Genomic DNA, 15,954 nt, shown 5'->3' with positions numbered 1-15,954 from the left:
GAATAGAATGGAAAGTTTATCAAATATTGACTTGGCTTATGAACTTTTAAGAAAACGTAAAAGTCCAATGAAATTAATGGCTATTTGAGAATCAATCAAAGATAAAGCAATAAATCACAAAAATGATGAAAATGAAGCTATTGCAGATTTATATAGTGATTTAGTTCTTGATGTTAGATTCGCTCTTTCTACTAAAGGTGAATGAGCGTTAAGCGACGACTCAAAAATTGAGGACATCAAGAAAAAATTTGACCCAAAACCAGTTAAAAAGAAAAAAAATGAATCTGATGATGAAAATGATGAAGTGGTTTCAGAAGATGAAGATGATGAAAACCCAGAGGTTTATGATGACCTTTTTGTCGAAGAGGAAGAAGAAGATTCAACATCAATTTATTACAATGACGATGAAGAAGATAGTATGTAATAATTAAAGAAAAGTTGCGACTTTTATGTTTTAGCAACTTTTTTTATTTTTTAAAAAGAAGGAGATAGTATTATGGCAAAATTTGTGTTTGTAACAGGTGGAGTGGTTTCTGGCTTAGGTAAAGGAATTACTGCAAGTTCATTAGGTAATTTATTAAAAGCGAGCGGGTTAAAAGTGTTTATGCAAAAATTTGACCCTTATTTAAATGTTGACCCAGGAACAATGAGCCCATATCAACATGGAGAAGTTTTCGTAACTGATGATGGTGGAGAAACTGATTTAGATTTAGGTCACTATGAAAGATTTATAGATGAAAAGTTAACAAAAATGTCTTCAACTTCAGCAGGTAAAATTTACTTAGAAACAATTAATGCTGAAAGACGTGGGGATTGAGGCGGACAAACTATTCAAGTAGTTCCGCACATAACTGATTCAATTAAAAACAAAGTTTACCAAGCTGCTAAAACATCAGGAGCTGACGTTATCATTTCAGAAATTGGTGGTACTGTTGGTGATATTGAATCTCAACCATTCATTGAAGCTATTAGACAAATTAGAATGGAACAAGGAAAAGAAAATGTTGTGTTTATTCATGTTGCGTTACTTTTATATCTAAATGCATCAAAAGAATACAAAACAAAACCTATTCAAATGTCAGTTAAAGAATTATTAAGTTTAGGAATCCAACCTGATATTATTGTTCAAAGAACTGATAAACATTCTTCAAAAGAAATTAAAGAAAAAATTTCATTATTTTGTAACATCCCAACATCTAATGTTATTGATGCAATTGATAAAGAATCAATATATGAAGTTCCTTTAGAAATGTATGAGCAAAATTTACATGGTTTAGTTTTAGATCAATTACAAATTAGAACTAAAAAAACAGATATGGAATCTTGAATAAAATTCTGTGAAAAAATAAAAGCATCAAAAGAAGAATTCGAAGTTACTTTTGTAGGAAAATATATTGAATTACAAGATGCATATTTATCAGTTATCGAATCTTTAAAAATTGCAGGATATGAATTTAAAAGAAAACTAAAAATCAATTGAATTCAAGCCGATAAATTAAATGAATCAAACTATAAAGAAGTTTTACAAAATGCAAAAGGTATTTTGGTTCCTGGAGGTTTTGGAGACAGAGGTATCGAAGGAATGATTTTAGCTTCTAAATTTGCTAGAGAAAATAGCATTCCGTATTTAGGTATTTGTTTAGGGATGCAAATTGCAACTATTTCAATCGCTAGAGATTGATTGAATTTACCAGAAGCTAATTCAACTGAATTTGATCACTCAGGAGCTGTTCCTATCTTTGACTTCATTAGAGGAATAGATGTTCAAAATTTAGGTGGTACATTAAGATTAGGAGCATTCTATAAAACAACAATTAAAGAAGGAACAAAAGCAGAAAAACTTTATGGAAGTAGAGAAGTTTTTGAAAGACATAGACATAGATATGAATTCAATAACGAATACAAAAAAGCATTAGAAGAAAAAGGTTTAGTGTTTTCAGGTATTTATGAAGAAAAAAAATTAGTAGAAATTATTGAATTACCAAATCATCCTTTTTTTGTTGGAAGTCAATATCATCCAGAGTTTACTTCAAGACCTAATAAACCAAATCCATTGTTCAAAGGTTTTGTTGAAGCTATAGTTAATAATAAATAATAAAAAAAATCTCTCGCGAGATTTTTTATTTTATTCAAAATCTTTTAATGGTTTTGTCTCCATTAATTCTAGAGTCCTCATAAATTCCACCGTTGTTTAAAATGACTTTTTCAGAAGCAATGTTAGAATCTAAACAAGTTATTAAAATTTCATTGATTCCTTCTTTTTTGGCAATCTTTAAAGTTTGTTTTAACATTTCTGTAGCATACCCTTGTTTTCTACGAGAAGGAACTACGCCATAACCTATATGTCCACCAAAATTTAAAAGGTATTCGTTAAGTTTTAATCTTAAATTAATAAAACCTATAACTTTATTTTCTTCATCTAATGCAAGATATTGATTAAATGGCATTCATCCAGCATTTCCAACACCCTCATGAACAAACTCTAATCAATCTTCAATTCTTTCAAATGAAAGTATATCTGAAGAACCTTGAATGTTTTCTTTAATTTCATTTGGATATTTTTTAAAATCTTCTAAAGCATTTAAAATTTCTTCTATATGTTCTCATTGAGGTTTAACAACTTTAAGTTTCATAATTGCTCCTTTTATTTATATTGATTCTATACTAATATTTTATTTTGTGTATTCCTATTTATCTTAATAGTGCTAATATTATATTTATATGAAAAGGAGACATTATGAAAAATATAATTGAAATAAGTAATTTAAAAAAAGCATTTAAAAATAAAGTTGTATTAAATAATTTAAACCTTGATATTAAAGAAGGCGAAAGAGTTGCGATCATGGGTGCAAATGGTTGTGGGAAAACAACTTTAGTTGAAATGATAGCTCAATTTAACAATCCGGATAAAGGAACAATAAAAATTAACTTGGAAGGCAACATTAAAAATGAAATTGGAATTCAATTACAAACAGGAGATTGACCTGCTGGAATTACACCATTAGATATGTTAGCTTTTTATAGAAGTATATATCCTAAATTTACAAAAGAATGAGAAAATACAATTGCTGATGTTTTTGATATTAAAGAATTTATTAAAACACCATTAAAAAAACTTTCAGGTGGTCAAAAACAAAGATTCAATGCTATGATTTCTGTTATGAATAATCCAAAGATTGTTATATTAGATGAGTTAACAACAGGATTGGACATGGAACTTCAATATAAAATTACAGACTTTTTTAGAGAAAACGTTAAAAAATCAAAACAAACATTATTGCTTGTTTCGCATCATCCTGAAGAAGTTGAAATATTATGTGATCGAATAATAATAATTAAAGATGGTGGGATATTTTTTGACAAAAAAATATCTGCTGTAATAAAAAAATATGGTTCTGTTAGAGACTTAATGAATTTATTCTTTAAAGGAGAGTTGAAATAATGTTTAAGAAAATTGACACATTTAATTTTAAAAAGCAATCAAGCATATTTAAAAATTTAACTTTATTAGTTTATAAATCATTTATTAAAGAACCGAGAAGTATTATTTTTATGTTAGTTGTTCCAATATTTTTTTCAGTTATGTTTTTCTTTATTTTTGGAAAAGAAGGAAAAACATTATTTAATTATGCACTTCTTCCATGCCTTACTGTTTTAACATCTCTTACTCCTGCAATCGTAGAGTGAAAGAACTCAGTGTTTTTAAAAAGAATTGATATAACAGGTGTTAAAAAAAGCATGTTTATAGGGTCTATATGGCTGGTGTATTTATTAGCAGGAATATTCTTTTATATTGTTGTTTTATCATTTAATGCAATACTAAGTATAATTGTTTTAGGCGCAGGTGATTCAAACTCATTCTTAAAAGCTTTTTCTTCAATTAAAATCGGATATTTATTATTATCAATTATTTTAATTTGTGCAACATCAATTGCACTAGCAACTCTTTTTGGGGGTATTGCAAATTCATCAGGGTCAATACAAGGAATTGTAATGATGGTGTATTTTTTCAGTATATTTTTATCTGGAATAATGTTACCAACTGAGTCACTATTTAAAAGTCAAGGTATGGTTATATTTACTTACTTTATCCCGCATAAATATCCGGTATTCTTATATATGTATTCATTTAGCAAAACTGGATGAACTGAAACATACCAAGGAACTCAAGTAACATTCCAAGGAGCTGTGAATAGTTTTACATCAAGCTGACAACCAATAGTAGGTTCATTAGCGATTCTGGGTGGATTATTTACATTAACAACTTTTACATTTAAATGAACAGCAAAAAGATAATATAAAATTATTTGTTTAAAAGTTATAAAGTTGTATAATTTTAAAGAAGTAAAAGAAAGAGGATAAATAAATGACAAGACTATATCATGAAAAATTAGTTAATGCTACAGCTATGGTTAAAGCAGCACACGAAAACAAATACGCAATCGGTCACTTTAACATTAATAACTTAGAATGAACTAAAGCAATCTTAGAAGCAGCTCAAGCTTCAAACACACCTGTTATCTTAGGAACAAGTGAAGGTGCTATTAAATATATGGGTGGACCAGTTACTGTTGTTGGGATGGTTAATGGTTTATTAGAAGAATTAAACATTACTGTGCCAGTTGCATTACACTTAGACCACGGACAATCAATTGAAATGGCTAAAAAATGTATTTTAGCTGGTTACTCATCAGTTATGTTTGATGGATCACACTTACCATACGAAGAAAACTTAGCAAAAACTAAAGAATTATTAATTTTTGCTAATGAACACGAAATTTCAGTTGAAGCTGAAATTGGTTCAATTGGTGGAGAAGAAGATGGAGTTGTTGGAAACGGTGAATTAGGTGACCCAACTCAAGCAGCAGAAATTTCAAAAACAGGAATTGCAATGTTAGCAGCAGGAATCGGAAACATTCACGGAAAATACCCTGAATGATGAACAGGATTATCATTTGATACTTTAGAAGAATTACAAGCAGCATGTAAAATGCCAATGGTATTACATGGTGGAAGTGGAATTCCTCAAGACCAAGTTGAAAAAGCTATTTCAATGGGGATTTCAAAAATCAACGTTAATACTGAATTACAATTAGCATTTAGAGATGCAACAAGAAAATATATTGAAGCTGGAAAAGACTTAGATGACAAAACAAAAGGTTTTGATCCAAGAAAATTATTAAACCCAGGATACCAAGCATTAAAAGAAACATTTAACGAATTAACAGAATGATTCGGATGTAAAGGTAAAGCTTAATATTTAATCAAATAATTAAAAAATCGCGAAAGCGGTTTTTTTTTAAATTTTTCACTCCATAAAAAAACAGATTATTATATATTTTTGGAGTAAATTTCCAAAAATATATAATAATGTAGTATTATTTCCATTTTAAAATAATAATAAATGTGTGAAAGGAAATGATAATTTATGAATGAATTCATATTTTTTATAAAAGGTTTTTTTGGTGCACCTGCTGTCCTAATTGGGTTGTTTGCACTATTTGGATCGTTACTACAAAGAAAAAAATTCACAGAGGTTTTAGTTTCAACATTAAAAGCTGCTGTTGGATACTTAATTCTTTCTGGTGGTATCGGTCTATTGGTATCTACACTTGATGATTTTACAACAGCTTTTAACGAGTTATTTGGATTGCAAGGTGTGATGCCAAACTCTGATGCGCTAGCAGGAGCTATTATGGAAGCAATTCCTGAAATAGCAACAATTGCAGCGTTGATGATGTTTATTTCTATAGTTTTAAATATTATATTTGCTAAATTTTCAAGATTTAAATATATATTTTTAACAGGTCACCATACATTATTTATTTGTGTAGCAGTTTCAACAATATTCCACTTTTCAGGAATGTCTTTATCAACTGATGTTTGATATTTCTTAATAGTTGGATCAGCTATTGTTTCATTGTATATGCTTCTAAGTCCGGCATTAACAAAAAAATATATGAATCACTTAACAGGTGATGACAAACTTTACATCGGCCATGCTAATGTTATGGGATTTGCAATTGCAGGAGGAATTGGTGGACTTGTAGGAAAACTAAAAAAAGGAAATGTTAAATCAACTGAAGAAATTAAATTCCCTAAATGATTAAGTGTATTTTCAAATTCTACAGTTTCAGTAGCAGTTATGATGTTGATGCTATTTGGCGTAACATATGCAAGTTTATGAGGTGTAGCTGGAAAAGAACAAATGGTTGCTTTAGGAATTATTGGTGAGAATGATTCAATACTTGTAAAAATTATTCTTGATGCGTTAATATTCACAGCTGGTGTTGAAATTTTAATTTTTGGAATTACAACTATGATTAATGAATTAATTCCTGCTTTAGAAGGAATTAGTAAAAAATTAATCCCTGGAGCAAAAATGGCTGTTGATTGTAGTGTTGCTTTATCATATTCACCAACAGCTGTTTTAATTGGTTTCGTATCAAGTTTTACAGGTGGTATTATTGGATTATTAATTTCAATTGGACTTAACTTAGCAGCGCCAGCAGCAATTCCTGCAGTAATAATTCCAGGAATAATTGCTCACTTTTTCACAGGAGGAGTAAGCGGTACATTTGGAAACATAAAAGGTGGTATTTTAGGTGCAATTTTAGGTGCTTTTGTTAATGGAATAATATTAACAATTGTTCCGTTAATGTTTATTCTAATGCAATCACAATTAGGTTGAATATTCGATTCTAATGGTGTTTTACAATGAGCAGAATCTGATTACTTAATATTTAATATATTAGGTTGAATATTAAATGCAGAATGAACAAAATGATTAATCATGGCAATTGTTTTTGTTGGAATTGGCGGATTATTAGTAGATGGGCACTTTTGAATTAAAAAAGATAAAATTAAAAGACCAGAATTATATGTAAAACAAAAAACAACTAAAAAATCAACAATTAAAGAAGAAAAATCAAATTAGAAAAGGAAAAATTAAAATGAAAAAAATACTAACTATGGGATCTATCGGTGTTGACCATGTATTTAATGTAGATAAATTGCCAAATAAAGGGCAAAGCATTATTTCAAAAAACTTTAATATATTTTTTGGAGGAAAAGGCGCAAATCAAGCTGTTGCAGCAGCCAAATTAGGTGCGGATGTTAAATATATAGGACACGTAGGAAATGATGATGCAGGTTTACATGCAATTGAAAATTTAGTAAAAAATAAAATTGATGCATCATATATTAAAAAAATTAATAATATAAATACACAAGTAGCTAATATTATTGTTGATGATAAAGGTGATAATTTACTAATTGTTGATACAGGTGCTAACTTTACATTTTTAAAAGATGAAATTAATGAATATAAAGAGCTTATTGACCATTCAGATATTTTGCTTACCCAGCTAGAAACAAATTTAGAATTTGTAGAAGATTTTATTAATTATGGACATTCTAAAAATAAATTAATTATTTTAAACCCAGGTCCAGCAAAAGTAATTTCAAATAAAATTATTGAAAAATGTGATTTTATTACACCTAATGAATCAGAAATATGTATTTTATTAGGTAAAGAATACACTGAAAACTATGAGTTATTGAAAAAGTATGCATATGAATTATGAGACATCAATAAAAAAAATGTTATTGTCACTCTTGGAGAAAATGGTTCTATTTGAATTGATGAAAAAGGTGAACTGCACAAGTTTGAAGCATATAAAGTAAAAGCTGTTGATGCAACGGCTTGCGGAGATACTTTTATGGGTGGGATATCTGCATACTTAGCTCAAGATAAAACTATTGAAGAAGCAATTAAATTTGCCACTGCAGCAGCTTCATTAGCAGTAACAAAAATGGGAGCGCAATCTTCATTACCTGAACTTAAAGAAGTTCATGAATTTATTAAAAAAAATGGTTAAGAGTTTCAACCCTTAACCATTGTATTAGACTTAGTTAAAATATCTGAAGTTCCATCTTTATTATTTATAACAATATTAAAAAGTAAGTTTGAAATAAAAAGTTGGCCACTAGAAGATGAAATATTAGGAAATCTTAATATTTCATTTTTATGATATGAGTGAAAAATTTTAATATTTGCCATTTGTAAATATTCTGATTTTTTTGAAGCGAACTCTGATCCAATTCAGATGTACCTTAAATTCATTTCATGTGCTATTTTAGCTACTTCAATGCACTCTTTAGTTTCACCACTAGAACTAAAGATTAATATTATAGAATCTTCCTTATTTAAAAAGTTAAGTTCTGTGATTGCTCCGTGAACAGATTGATAAACTGAACAATTTAAACCTATTTTTTGCAAATTGTTTGCAAGAAATGTTGCAGATAATTGACTATTCTCAATTCCGAAAAAAAGTCTTTTATTTGAATTTATAAGTAGCTCTGCAGTTTTATTGATATCTTTAATATTTATACATTCGCTTGTTTGTATAATTGAAAAAACTTCAAAATTTGCTACATCATTTATAATTTTAGTATTTTGATTATTATCACTATTACCAAATAAATTCTCAATATCAATTTTCTTTGCATAACTTATTTGCATTTCTTTAAGAGAAGAAAAACCTCTTTTCTTAACTAATCTAACTAGAGTAGCTTCACCAACGTTATAATTTTTAGATAAATTTTGTAAATTATTAGAAACAAAGAAGTTAATGTTTTTATTTATTTGATCAAGTGCTGACATTTCAGCAAAAGTAAGATTTTTACTCATATAAAACACCTCAATTTAGAATATCTTAATTAATTATATAAAATAAAAAGGAGAAAAAAATGAATAATAAAAAAGTAGCCGTAAGCATTTATGTATTTAATTTTCTAGAAATAGGAAAAAAAATAGATGAATTAATAGAAGCAGGCATGGAATGAATTCATGTAGACATAATGGACGGAAATTTTGTTAATAATTATGCTTTATGCCAAAAATTTTGTAAAGATATCAAAGACAAATATCCTAAAATAAAAGTAGACGCGCATATGATGTGCTCAAATAGCGAAAAATATATTGAGTCATTTGCTGAGGCGGGATGTGACTACTTTATATTCCATTATGAAACATTAACAGATAAAAACCCAATAACTGTTAATAATATAATAAATAAAATTAAAAGCTATAATATGAAACCTATAATTGCTTTAAATCCAGAAACTAGTTTTGAGCATATCAAAACTTATTGTGATGATCTTTATGCAGTAATGTGTATGAATATACTTCCTGGATTTAATGGGCAAAAAATTATAGAATCTTCGTATTCTAAAATTAATATAATAAATAAATATAGAAAAGAAAATAATAAAGTATTTAAAATTATGACTGATGGTGGATTAAGAGAAGACACATATAAAGAAATCTTAGATGCAGGAGCTGACATTGTTGTGGTAGGAGCTTTTGTAAACGTAGAAAATAATAAATTAAAAGGGCAATTTGAAAAAATTAAAAATTATGAAATTAAATAATTATATAGATGCAACTCTTTTAAAACCTGATGCAACTTTAATTGAAATTAATAAGTTTGTTGATTTATGTATAATTAAAAATGTTAGATGTATTTGCGTTCATATTTCAAGGATAGCAGTCGTTAAAGAAATAATTAAGAATACTAAAATTAGCATATCTGGAACAGTTTCCTTTCCTTTTGGAAATGCAACAACTAAATTAAAAATTAATGAAATAAAAGAATGCTTAAAATTAGGTGCAAATGAAATTGATTTTGTTGCAAATATTGGGAATATTAAAGATCATGATTGAGAAAAAGTAAATAGTGAATTTCAAAAAATAAGAAATTCTTTTAAAGACATAATTATTAAAGTAATTTTTGAAACTTGCCTTTTGACAGAAGAAGAAATTATTAAATGCTGTCAGATTGCGGTTAAAAATAAATTAGATTTTGTTAAGACATCAACAGGGTATTCTAAAATGGGAGCAACTATAGAACATGTAAAATTAATGAAAAAAATTGTAAATAATGAATGTAAGGTTAAAGCTTCTGGTGGTATCAAAACAAAAAACTTTGCTTTAGAATTGGTTGAAGCAGGAGCAGAAAGAATTGGAACAAGTTCAATATCAGAAGTATTAAACTAAAAAAATCGCGAAAGCGGTTTTTTATTTGTGCTTTTAAATAAAAATGTTATATAATTTTTAAGTACTGAAAAAGTATCTAAATGAAAACATAGTGTGAAAGGAGATACATCTATGCCAAAAAAAGATATTCAACCAAAATACTTCGAGGAAGCAAAATTTATTTGTACAACATGTGCTAATGAATTCATTTGTGGAACTACAAAAAGAGAAGAAATGAGAATTGACGTTTGTTCAAATTGTCACCCATTCTTTTCAGGTGCACAAAACTTTGCAAACACTACAGGTCGTGTTGAACAATTTAAATCAAAATTTGCTAGAAAAGAAGCTATTAACGCAACTGCTCAAAAAAATTCTGAAGATCAAAAATCAAAAAACAAAGAAAATAAATAATTTAGACCACAATAGTGGTCTTTTATTTAGTTAATATCTTTAATTAAAGTCCTAAATGATTTAAAATATAATAAATGTTATGTCTTTTAAAGGAGGGTAAAAAATATGTCATATAAAATAAAAAATTTTAGCCCTTCAAATAACAAAGAAACACTTAAAAAAGTTGATTTTGAGTCTAAGCCAGGTCAAATAACTAATGTTTATTTAGAAGATGAAAAACAAAAATCATTTAAAAAAATCATACTTGGAAGACAAAAAAATAAAACTGGTAGATACCAAGTAGACAACGAAGATGTTATTAATAAGAATTTTATTAAATTGCACACAGAATACATAAAGACTGATACATGGTTTGAACGTTTAGTACCTACAAAATGAATTTTGGCTCTTTCGTTATTGTCTGATTTACAATTTTTAAGAAATGCAAGAATTAAATATGCAGAAAAAAAATACGAGTATCTTTCTTTGCTAGATTCTAAAAATGATTTATCAGATTTAAAGCTAAGAAGAGATATTGATGAAGCTATAAATAAATTTATTAAGTTTTCTAACGAATCACATGAAAAAATAATAAATAACTTAGATGATGTTTTATCAAAATTAAATGAGGGTATGTCTCAAAAAATGTTTAATGAATTTTCACCACAAGTAAAAGTTTTATCAAAAGCTTTATTTGATATTGAAAAAGAAAAACTACTTAAAAGAATGGAATTTAAATTTGTTCAAGTTCTTTACGATAGAGTAGAATCTTTAAATGAATTGCGTGATTGTTGTACATGTGAATTTAATACAAAAAAATCAAATAATAAATTATTGAGAAAAAGAAAAAATCTTTTTGAATACAAACAAACAAAATTTATTGTAGAAAAACAATTAAAGTTTTTAAACATAAGATTAAATAAATTAAGACTGGAAAGCATTTTATTATTTTTTAGAAAAAGAACAATAAGTACTCAATTTAAATTTGAATTAGATAAGTTTTACAAAACTTATTCTGTTGCAAAAGAAGTTCAGCAAGAAATATCATCAGAACTTAATAAATGAAAAAAAGTTATTAAAGATAAAGTGTCAGATCAAAATTTGACAGAAAAAAAATTCTTATTCAATTTTATTAAAACTGAATCTTCATTGTTAACAAAATTTATTATTTCAAATATTCATAATTACCACAAATTAATATTAACTGGGGAAGTAAAGTACGGAAATAAGAATGAATTTTTATCTCTAAGAAAACATTACAAAAAACAAATAGTTCCTGTTTTTAAACAAGCAGAATTATGAATGGAAAATAACTTTAAAAACTTAGATATAAATTTTGAATGATTCTTAAAAGGAAGTTTTAAACTTACATCATTAAACATGATATATGTAAAAATATTGAAAGCGATTAATCTAGGTAAGAAAAATATTATATTATCTGATTTCTTACATTTATTAACAAATAAAGATTATGAAATGCTTTTTGATACAATAAGTAAGATTAATGAATTTTATCCAGAGATATCATTTATTATTCTGCATTCAAGAACTTTCACAATAAGTGATATATCTAAAAACAAAAAAATATATTGATCAAGAAATAATGAACTAGTTAAAACAACAAATAAAGAATTTTTTGAAAAAAATTTAATAGATATTTGTAAAAATGAATTAGGTGAATCAAATGTTTTTTCTTACACAAAAGAATCTGACAATTTAATTGATGTAGAAAATAGATTATGAAATGTAAACACAAAAAAATTTAATGAAAGTGGTTTTATATTTATTAATCCTCTTGAGATATCAACTGAGTTCATTGAAAATAATTCTGTACCGATAAATGTTAGAATTATAAGAACAAATAAATATCATGATAAAAATATGTACTTTGGAATAACAAAAAATAAAACAAAAATATATTTTTATTCTGAAGATAAAACATTTGAAAGAGAAAATGAAGCAGTTCTTTATTTTGAAGAACATTCAATATCAGCAATAATATAAAGGAAAAAAGAAATGAAAGAAACAAATTACAAATTATTAATTAAAAAAATTAAAAAATACAAAAATATTATTATTTTAAAACATATAAGACCTGATTGAGATGCACAAGGTAGCTCAATGGGTTTAGCGTACCTAATTCAAGAAAATTTCCCAGGTAAAACAATAGTTGTTCCTGGTGATAGACTTGATGATAACAAAGACTTTTTAAAAAGTAAAATATCAAATGATTTTATTAAATCAGCATTAGTTATCACAGTTGACACTGCAACAAAATCAAGATTAGATTTTGATAAATATGATATTGCAGTTGAAACATTTAAAATTGATCACCATGTTAATATTGATCCATATGCAAAAAATGAAATTGTCAAAGAAACAGCAATGGCATGTACTGAAGTTATAACTTTATGAGCAGATGCTATGAAACTAAAATGAAATGCAAATGCAGCGTCAAATCTTTACAAAGGTTTAGTTACAGATAGTGGAAGATTTTTATTTCCAAATACAAGCTTTAAAACTTTTAATGCAGCTAAAATTCTTTTAGAAAATGGTGCAAATTTAAAAGCAGTACATGATTCACTTTTTGTTTCAGATTTAAAAAGAAAACAATATGCAAACTTTGCATTTTCAAAATTACAATTATCTAAAAAAGGTGTTGGTCATATTACAATTACAAAAGAAGACCAAAAACCTTGAAAATACTCATATGAAGAAATTAAATCAGCATTAGGGACTATGAGTGGTATTGATGAAATAAAAATTTGAGTTTTAGTTATTGAATTAGATGAAGAAATTAAAGTTTCAATTAGAAGTAGAGATTTTGAAATTGATAAAGTAGCTAATAAGTATGATGGTGGTGGACATAAATTAGCAAGTGGATGTAAGTTAAATACACTATCTGATATATCAAAACTTGTTAAAGACTTAGACGCTGTTATAACAAAAGGAAACAAATAGTTATGATACCTAACAGAGATACAATTGAACAAAAACAGTTAGGTTGAGTAGAATTAATAACTGGATGTATGTTTGCTGGTAAAACAGAAGAGTTTATCAAAAGATTACGTAGACATGCTTTTGCCAAAAGAAATGTAATAGCATTTAAACCAGTCATAGATACAAGATATGCTGTTAATGAGGTTGCTTCGCATGCAGGAACTTTATTACCATCAATTCCTGTAAATTCAACAGCTGAATTAAAAGAAAAACTAGAAGCAAAAATATTAGAAAAAAAAGTAGATGTAGTTGGTATTGATGAAATTCAATTTTTTGATGAAGCTATTGTTGATTACATTGAAGAATTAGCTGACAGAGGAATAATAGTAATAGTTACAGGTTTAGATAAAGACTTTAGAAGTCAACCATTTAAAAATGTTGACAGAATACTTCCACTAGCTGAAATGGTAGATAAATTAACAGCCATTTGCCAAAAATGTGGAAACTTTGCAAATAGAACGCAAAGAATAATTGATGGCAAACCAGCTGATTGAAATTCACCATTAATACTAGTTGATGGTAATGATAGTTACGAAGCTAGATGTAGAAATTGCTACCAAATAGAAAAGGGGTAAAAATGAATCCAAAAACTTATGAAGCATTGGAAACAATGCAAAAAAGGGTTGATCAAATAGATAAAGATTTACAATCAGAAGAAATTGTTTCAGATGTTAAAAAAATGTTAGAACTTAACAAAGAAAGAGCAAATTTAATCGAAGTTGTAGAAAAATTTATTGAATATAAGACGATAATTCAATCAATTGCTGATGCTAAAGAAATATTAGGTAATGAAAAAGATGCTGAAATGATTGAACTAGCTAAAATGGAATTATCAGAAAATGAAGATGCTGTTGAACCAATTGTCGCAATTATTGAGGAATTGCTTTTACCAAAAGACCCCAACGATGACAAAAACGTTATTGTAGAAATTAGAGGTGCAGCAGGAGGAGATGAAGCAAATATATTTGCTGGTGATTTACTAAGAATGTATAAACTATATGCTGAAACTCAAAATTGAAAAATTACAATGCTTGATGCAAACTCTTCAGAAGCTGGTGGCTTCTCACAAGTTTCTTTTATGGTTAAAGGTGACCGAGTTTATTCAAAATTAAAATTTGAATCTGGAGCCCACAGAGTACAAAGAGTACCAAAAACTGAAGCTAAAGGTAGAATTCAAACTTCTACTGCTACAGTTGCTGTTTTACCTGAAATGAGTGATGTTGAAATTGAAATCAAAAACAGTGATTTAAGAATTGATACGTATAGATCATCTGGAGCTGGTGGTCAGCACGTTAACACAACAGATTCAGCTGTTCGTATTACTCATATACCAACTGGTGTTGTTGCAGCTTCTCAAGATGGAAGAAGTCAACATGATAACAAAGATATAGCTATGACAATGCTAAGAGCAAGAATATATGAAGCAGAATTAGAGAAACAACAAGCAGAAGCTGATGCAACACGTAAGAACGCTGTTGGTACAGGAGCTAGAAGTGAAAAAATAAGAACATACAATTATCCACAAAATCGTGTAACTGATCATAGAGTAGGTTTAACACTAAACAAACTGGATCAAGTTATGGAAGGAAAAATTGATGATTTTATTATTGCCTTAGTTAATGATGAACAACGTCAGAAAGTTGAAGCACAATTACAAGATAATGAATAATGCAAATATAAAAATTGCTTTAGATTTTCTTTTAGAAAATAGTAAAATTGGAAAATCGGATGCTATTGAAATTATTTCATTTATTACAAAAATTGAATACTCAGAAGTTTTATTTTCACAAGAAAAAGTTTTAAATAAAAAACAATTTAAAAAAATAATCAAAATTTCTAAAAAGTTAGCTAAAGGGAAACCTTTAGCTTATATTTTAGGATACAAAATTTTTAGGACTCATAAAATTTTAGTAAATAAAAATACTTTAATACCAAGAATGGAAACTGAACTTATTGTTGATTATGTTAATGAATTTATCAATTCTCAAAATGAAAAAATTTCAGTATTAGATCTTTGTTGTGGTTCGGGTTGTATAGGAATTTCTATAGCTATAGAAAACAAAGATAAAATGGAAAATGTTACATTCTCAGATATTTCTAAAAAAGCGTTAAATATAACTAGTAAAAATATTGAAAATAATAATTTAGTAAATTGAACAAAAGTTGTTAAAAGTGATTTTTTAAATTCTATTATAAAACAACAAAATAAATTTAACATTCTTGTTTGTAACCCACCATATATTGATTTTAATGATGTTGATGTAGATAAAATGACAAAAAAATATGAACCAAAATTAGCACTTTTCGCAAAAGATAATGGATTGTTTTTTTATAAGGAAGCAATTAAAAATATTGATAAATTTATGGATATTACAAAAAATATACTAATTGTTTTTGAAATAGGGTGAAAACAAGAAAAAGAGCTAGATGTCTTTTTAAAACAAGAATTAGGTTTAAAATATAAATGAAAGTTTGAAAAAGATTATTTTAATAATTTAAGATATTTAATACTTACTAAGTAGGAG

The 15,954-nt window shown here is 27.1% G+C and carries 17 protein-coding genes; 15 read left to right on the top strand and 2 right to left on the bottom strand.

Annotated features, from left to right (window positions below):
- Positions 1–7: 7 nt before the first annotated feature.
- Complete coding sequence (gene rpoE / locus MFL_RS03445) at positions 8–424, top strand: DNA-directed RNA polymerase subunit delta (RefSeq protein ID WP_164919800.1); 417 nt, start codon at positions 8–10, stop codon at positions 422–424.
- A 72-nt stretch (positions 425–496) separates the two neighbouring features.
- Positions 497–2,095, top strand: a complete 1,599-nt coding sequence (locus tag MFL_RS03440; protein WP_011183544.1) for a CTP synthase — start codon at positions 497–499, stop codon at positions 2,093–2,095.
- 25 nt (positions 2,096–2,120) lie between these two features.
- On the opposite strand, the gene MFL_RS03435 is transcribed toward MFL_RS03440, so the two are convergent.
- Positions 2,121–2,633, bottom strand: coding sequence for a GNAT family N-acetyltransferase (locus MFL_RS03435; protein ID WP_011183543.1), 513 nt, complete (start codon positions 2,631–2,633; stop codon positions 2,121–2,123).
- A 104-nt stretch (positions 2,634–2,737) separates the two neighbouring features.
- On the opposite strand from MFL_RS03435, the gene MFL_RS03430 reads away from it, so the two are divergent.
- The 5 genes from MFL_RS03430 (at position 2,738) to rbsK (ending at position 7,880) form a co-directional block, all read left to right on the top strand.
- The gene (locus tag MFL_RS03430; protein WP_011183542.1) at positions 2,738–3,442 is read left to right on the top strand and encodes an ABC transporter ATP-binding protein; all 705 of its coding nucleotides are present in this window, start codon (positions 2,738–2,740) and stop codon (positions 3,440–3,442) included.
- On the top strand, positions 3,442–4,296 hold the full coding sequence (locus MFL_RS03425) for an ABC transporter permease (RefSeq protein WP_011183541.1): 855 nt from the start codon (positions 3,442–3,444) through the stop codon (positions 4,294–4,296). The genes MFL_RS03430 and MFL_RS03425 overlap by 1 nt, the downstream gene beginning before the upstream one ends.
- 70 nt (positions 4,297–4,366) lie before the next feature.
- Positions 4,367–5,257, top strand: a complete 891-nt coding sequence (gene fba, locus MFL_RS03420; RefSeq protein ID WP_011183540.1) for a class II fructose-1,6-bisphosphate aldolase — start codon at positions 4,367–4,369, stop codon at positions 5,255–5,257.
- A gap of 171 nt (positions 5,258–5,428) precedes the next feature.
- Entirely contained in the window at positions 5,429–6,937 is a 1,509-nt protein-coding gene (locus MFL_RS03415) for a PTS ascorbate transporter subunit IIC (protein WP_011183539.1), read from the top strand.
- 16 nt (positions 6,938–6,953) lie between these two features.
- Positions 6,954–7,880 (top strand): ribokinase, encoded by a 927-nt coding sequence (gene rbsK, locus MFL_RS03410; RefSeq protein WP_011183538.1) that lies wholly within the window; start codon positions 6,954–6,956, stop codon positions 7,878–7,880.
- On the opposite strand, the gene MFL_RS03405 is transcribed toward rbsK, so the two are convergent.
- The gene (locus MFL_RS03405; RefSeq protein ID WP_011183537.1) at positions 7,877–8,692 is read right to left on the bottom strand and encodes a MurR/RpiR family transcriptional regulator; all 816 of its coding nucleotides are present in this window, start codon (positions 8,690–8,692) and stop codon (positions 7,877–7,879) included. The two genes, rbsK and MFL_RS03405, sit on opposite strands and share 4 nt — an antisense overlap.
- A 59-nt stretch (positions 8,693–8,751) precedes the next feature.
- Between MFL_RS03405 and MFL_RS03400 the strand changes: the two genes are divergently transcribed.
- The 8 genes from MFL_RS03400 (at position 8,752) to prmC (ending at position 15,951) form a co-directional block, all read left to right on the top strand.
- Positions 8,752–9,435, top strand: coding sequence for a ribulose-phosphate 3-epimerase (locus tag MFL_RS03400; protein ID WP_011183536.1), 684 nt, complete (start codon positions 8,752–8,754; stop codon positions 9,433–9,435).
- The gene (gene deoC / locus MFL_RS03395) at positions 9,404–10,060 is read left to right on the top strand and encodes a deoxyribose-phosphate aldolase (protein ID WP_164919799.1); all 657 of its coding nucleotides are present in this window, start codon (positions 9,404–9,406) and stop codon (positions 10,058–10,060) included. Before MFL_RS03400 ends, deoC begins: the two co-directional genes overlap by 32 nt.
- Positions 10,061–10,171: 111 nt before the next feature.
- Positions 10,172–10,450 (top strand): 50S ribosomal protein L31, encoded by a 279-nt coding sequence (gene rpmE, locus MFL_RS03390; RefSeq protein WP_011183534.1) that lies wholly within the window; start codon positions 10,172–10,174, stop codon positions 10,448–10,450.
- A gap of 105 nt (positions 10,451–10,555) precedes the next feature.
- The gene (locus tag MFL_RS03385; RefSeq protein ID WP_011183533.1) at positions 10,556–12,433 is read left to right on the top strand and encodes a hypothetical protein; all 1,878 of its coding nucleotides are present in this window, start codon (positions 10,556–10,558) and stop codon (positions 12,431–12,433) included.
- Positions 12,434–12,445: 12 nt separating this feature from the next.
- Positions 12,446–13,390 (top strand): DHH family phosphoesterase, encoded by a 945-nt coding sequence (locus tag MFL_RS03380; RefSeq protein ID WP_011183532.1) that lies wholly within the window; start codon positions 12,446–12,448, stop codon positions 13,388–13,390.
- Positions 13,391–13,392: 2 nt separating this feature from the next.
- The gene (locus MFL_RS03375; RefSeq protein ID WP_011183531.1) at positions 13,393–14,004 is read left to right on the top strand and encodes a thymidine kinase; all 612 of its coding nucleotides are present in this window, start codon (positions 13,393–13,395) and stop codon (positions 14,002–14,004) included.
- Positions 14,005–14,006: 2 nt separating this feature from the next.
- Positions 14,007–15,098: a peptide chain release factor 1 gene (prfA, locus tag MFL_RS03370; RefSeq protein ID WP_011183530.1), complete on the top strand. Its 1,092-nt coding sequence runs from the start codon at positions 14,007–14,009 to the stop codon at positions 15,096–15,098.
- Positions 15,091–15,951, top strand: a complete 861-nt coding sequence (prmC, locus tag MFL_RS03365) for a peptide chain release factor N(5)-glutamine methyltransferase (RefSeq protein ID WP_164919798.1) — start codon at positions 15,091–15,093, stop codon at positions 15,949–15,951. Before prfA ends, prmC begins: the two co-directional genes overlap by 8 nt.
- Positions 15,952–15,954 lie beyond the last annotated feature (3 nt).

The organism is Mesoplasma florum L1 (assembly GCF_000008305.1).
In the GTDB taxonomy this organism is placed as follows: domain Bacteria; phylum Bacillota_I; class Bacilli_A; order Mycoplasmatales; family Mycoplasmataceae; genus Mesoplasma; species Mesoplasma florum.
The sequence above is the reverse complement of the archived record's forward strand: the minus strand, read 5'-3'. Positions and strand labels throughout refer to the sequence as shown.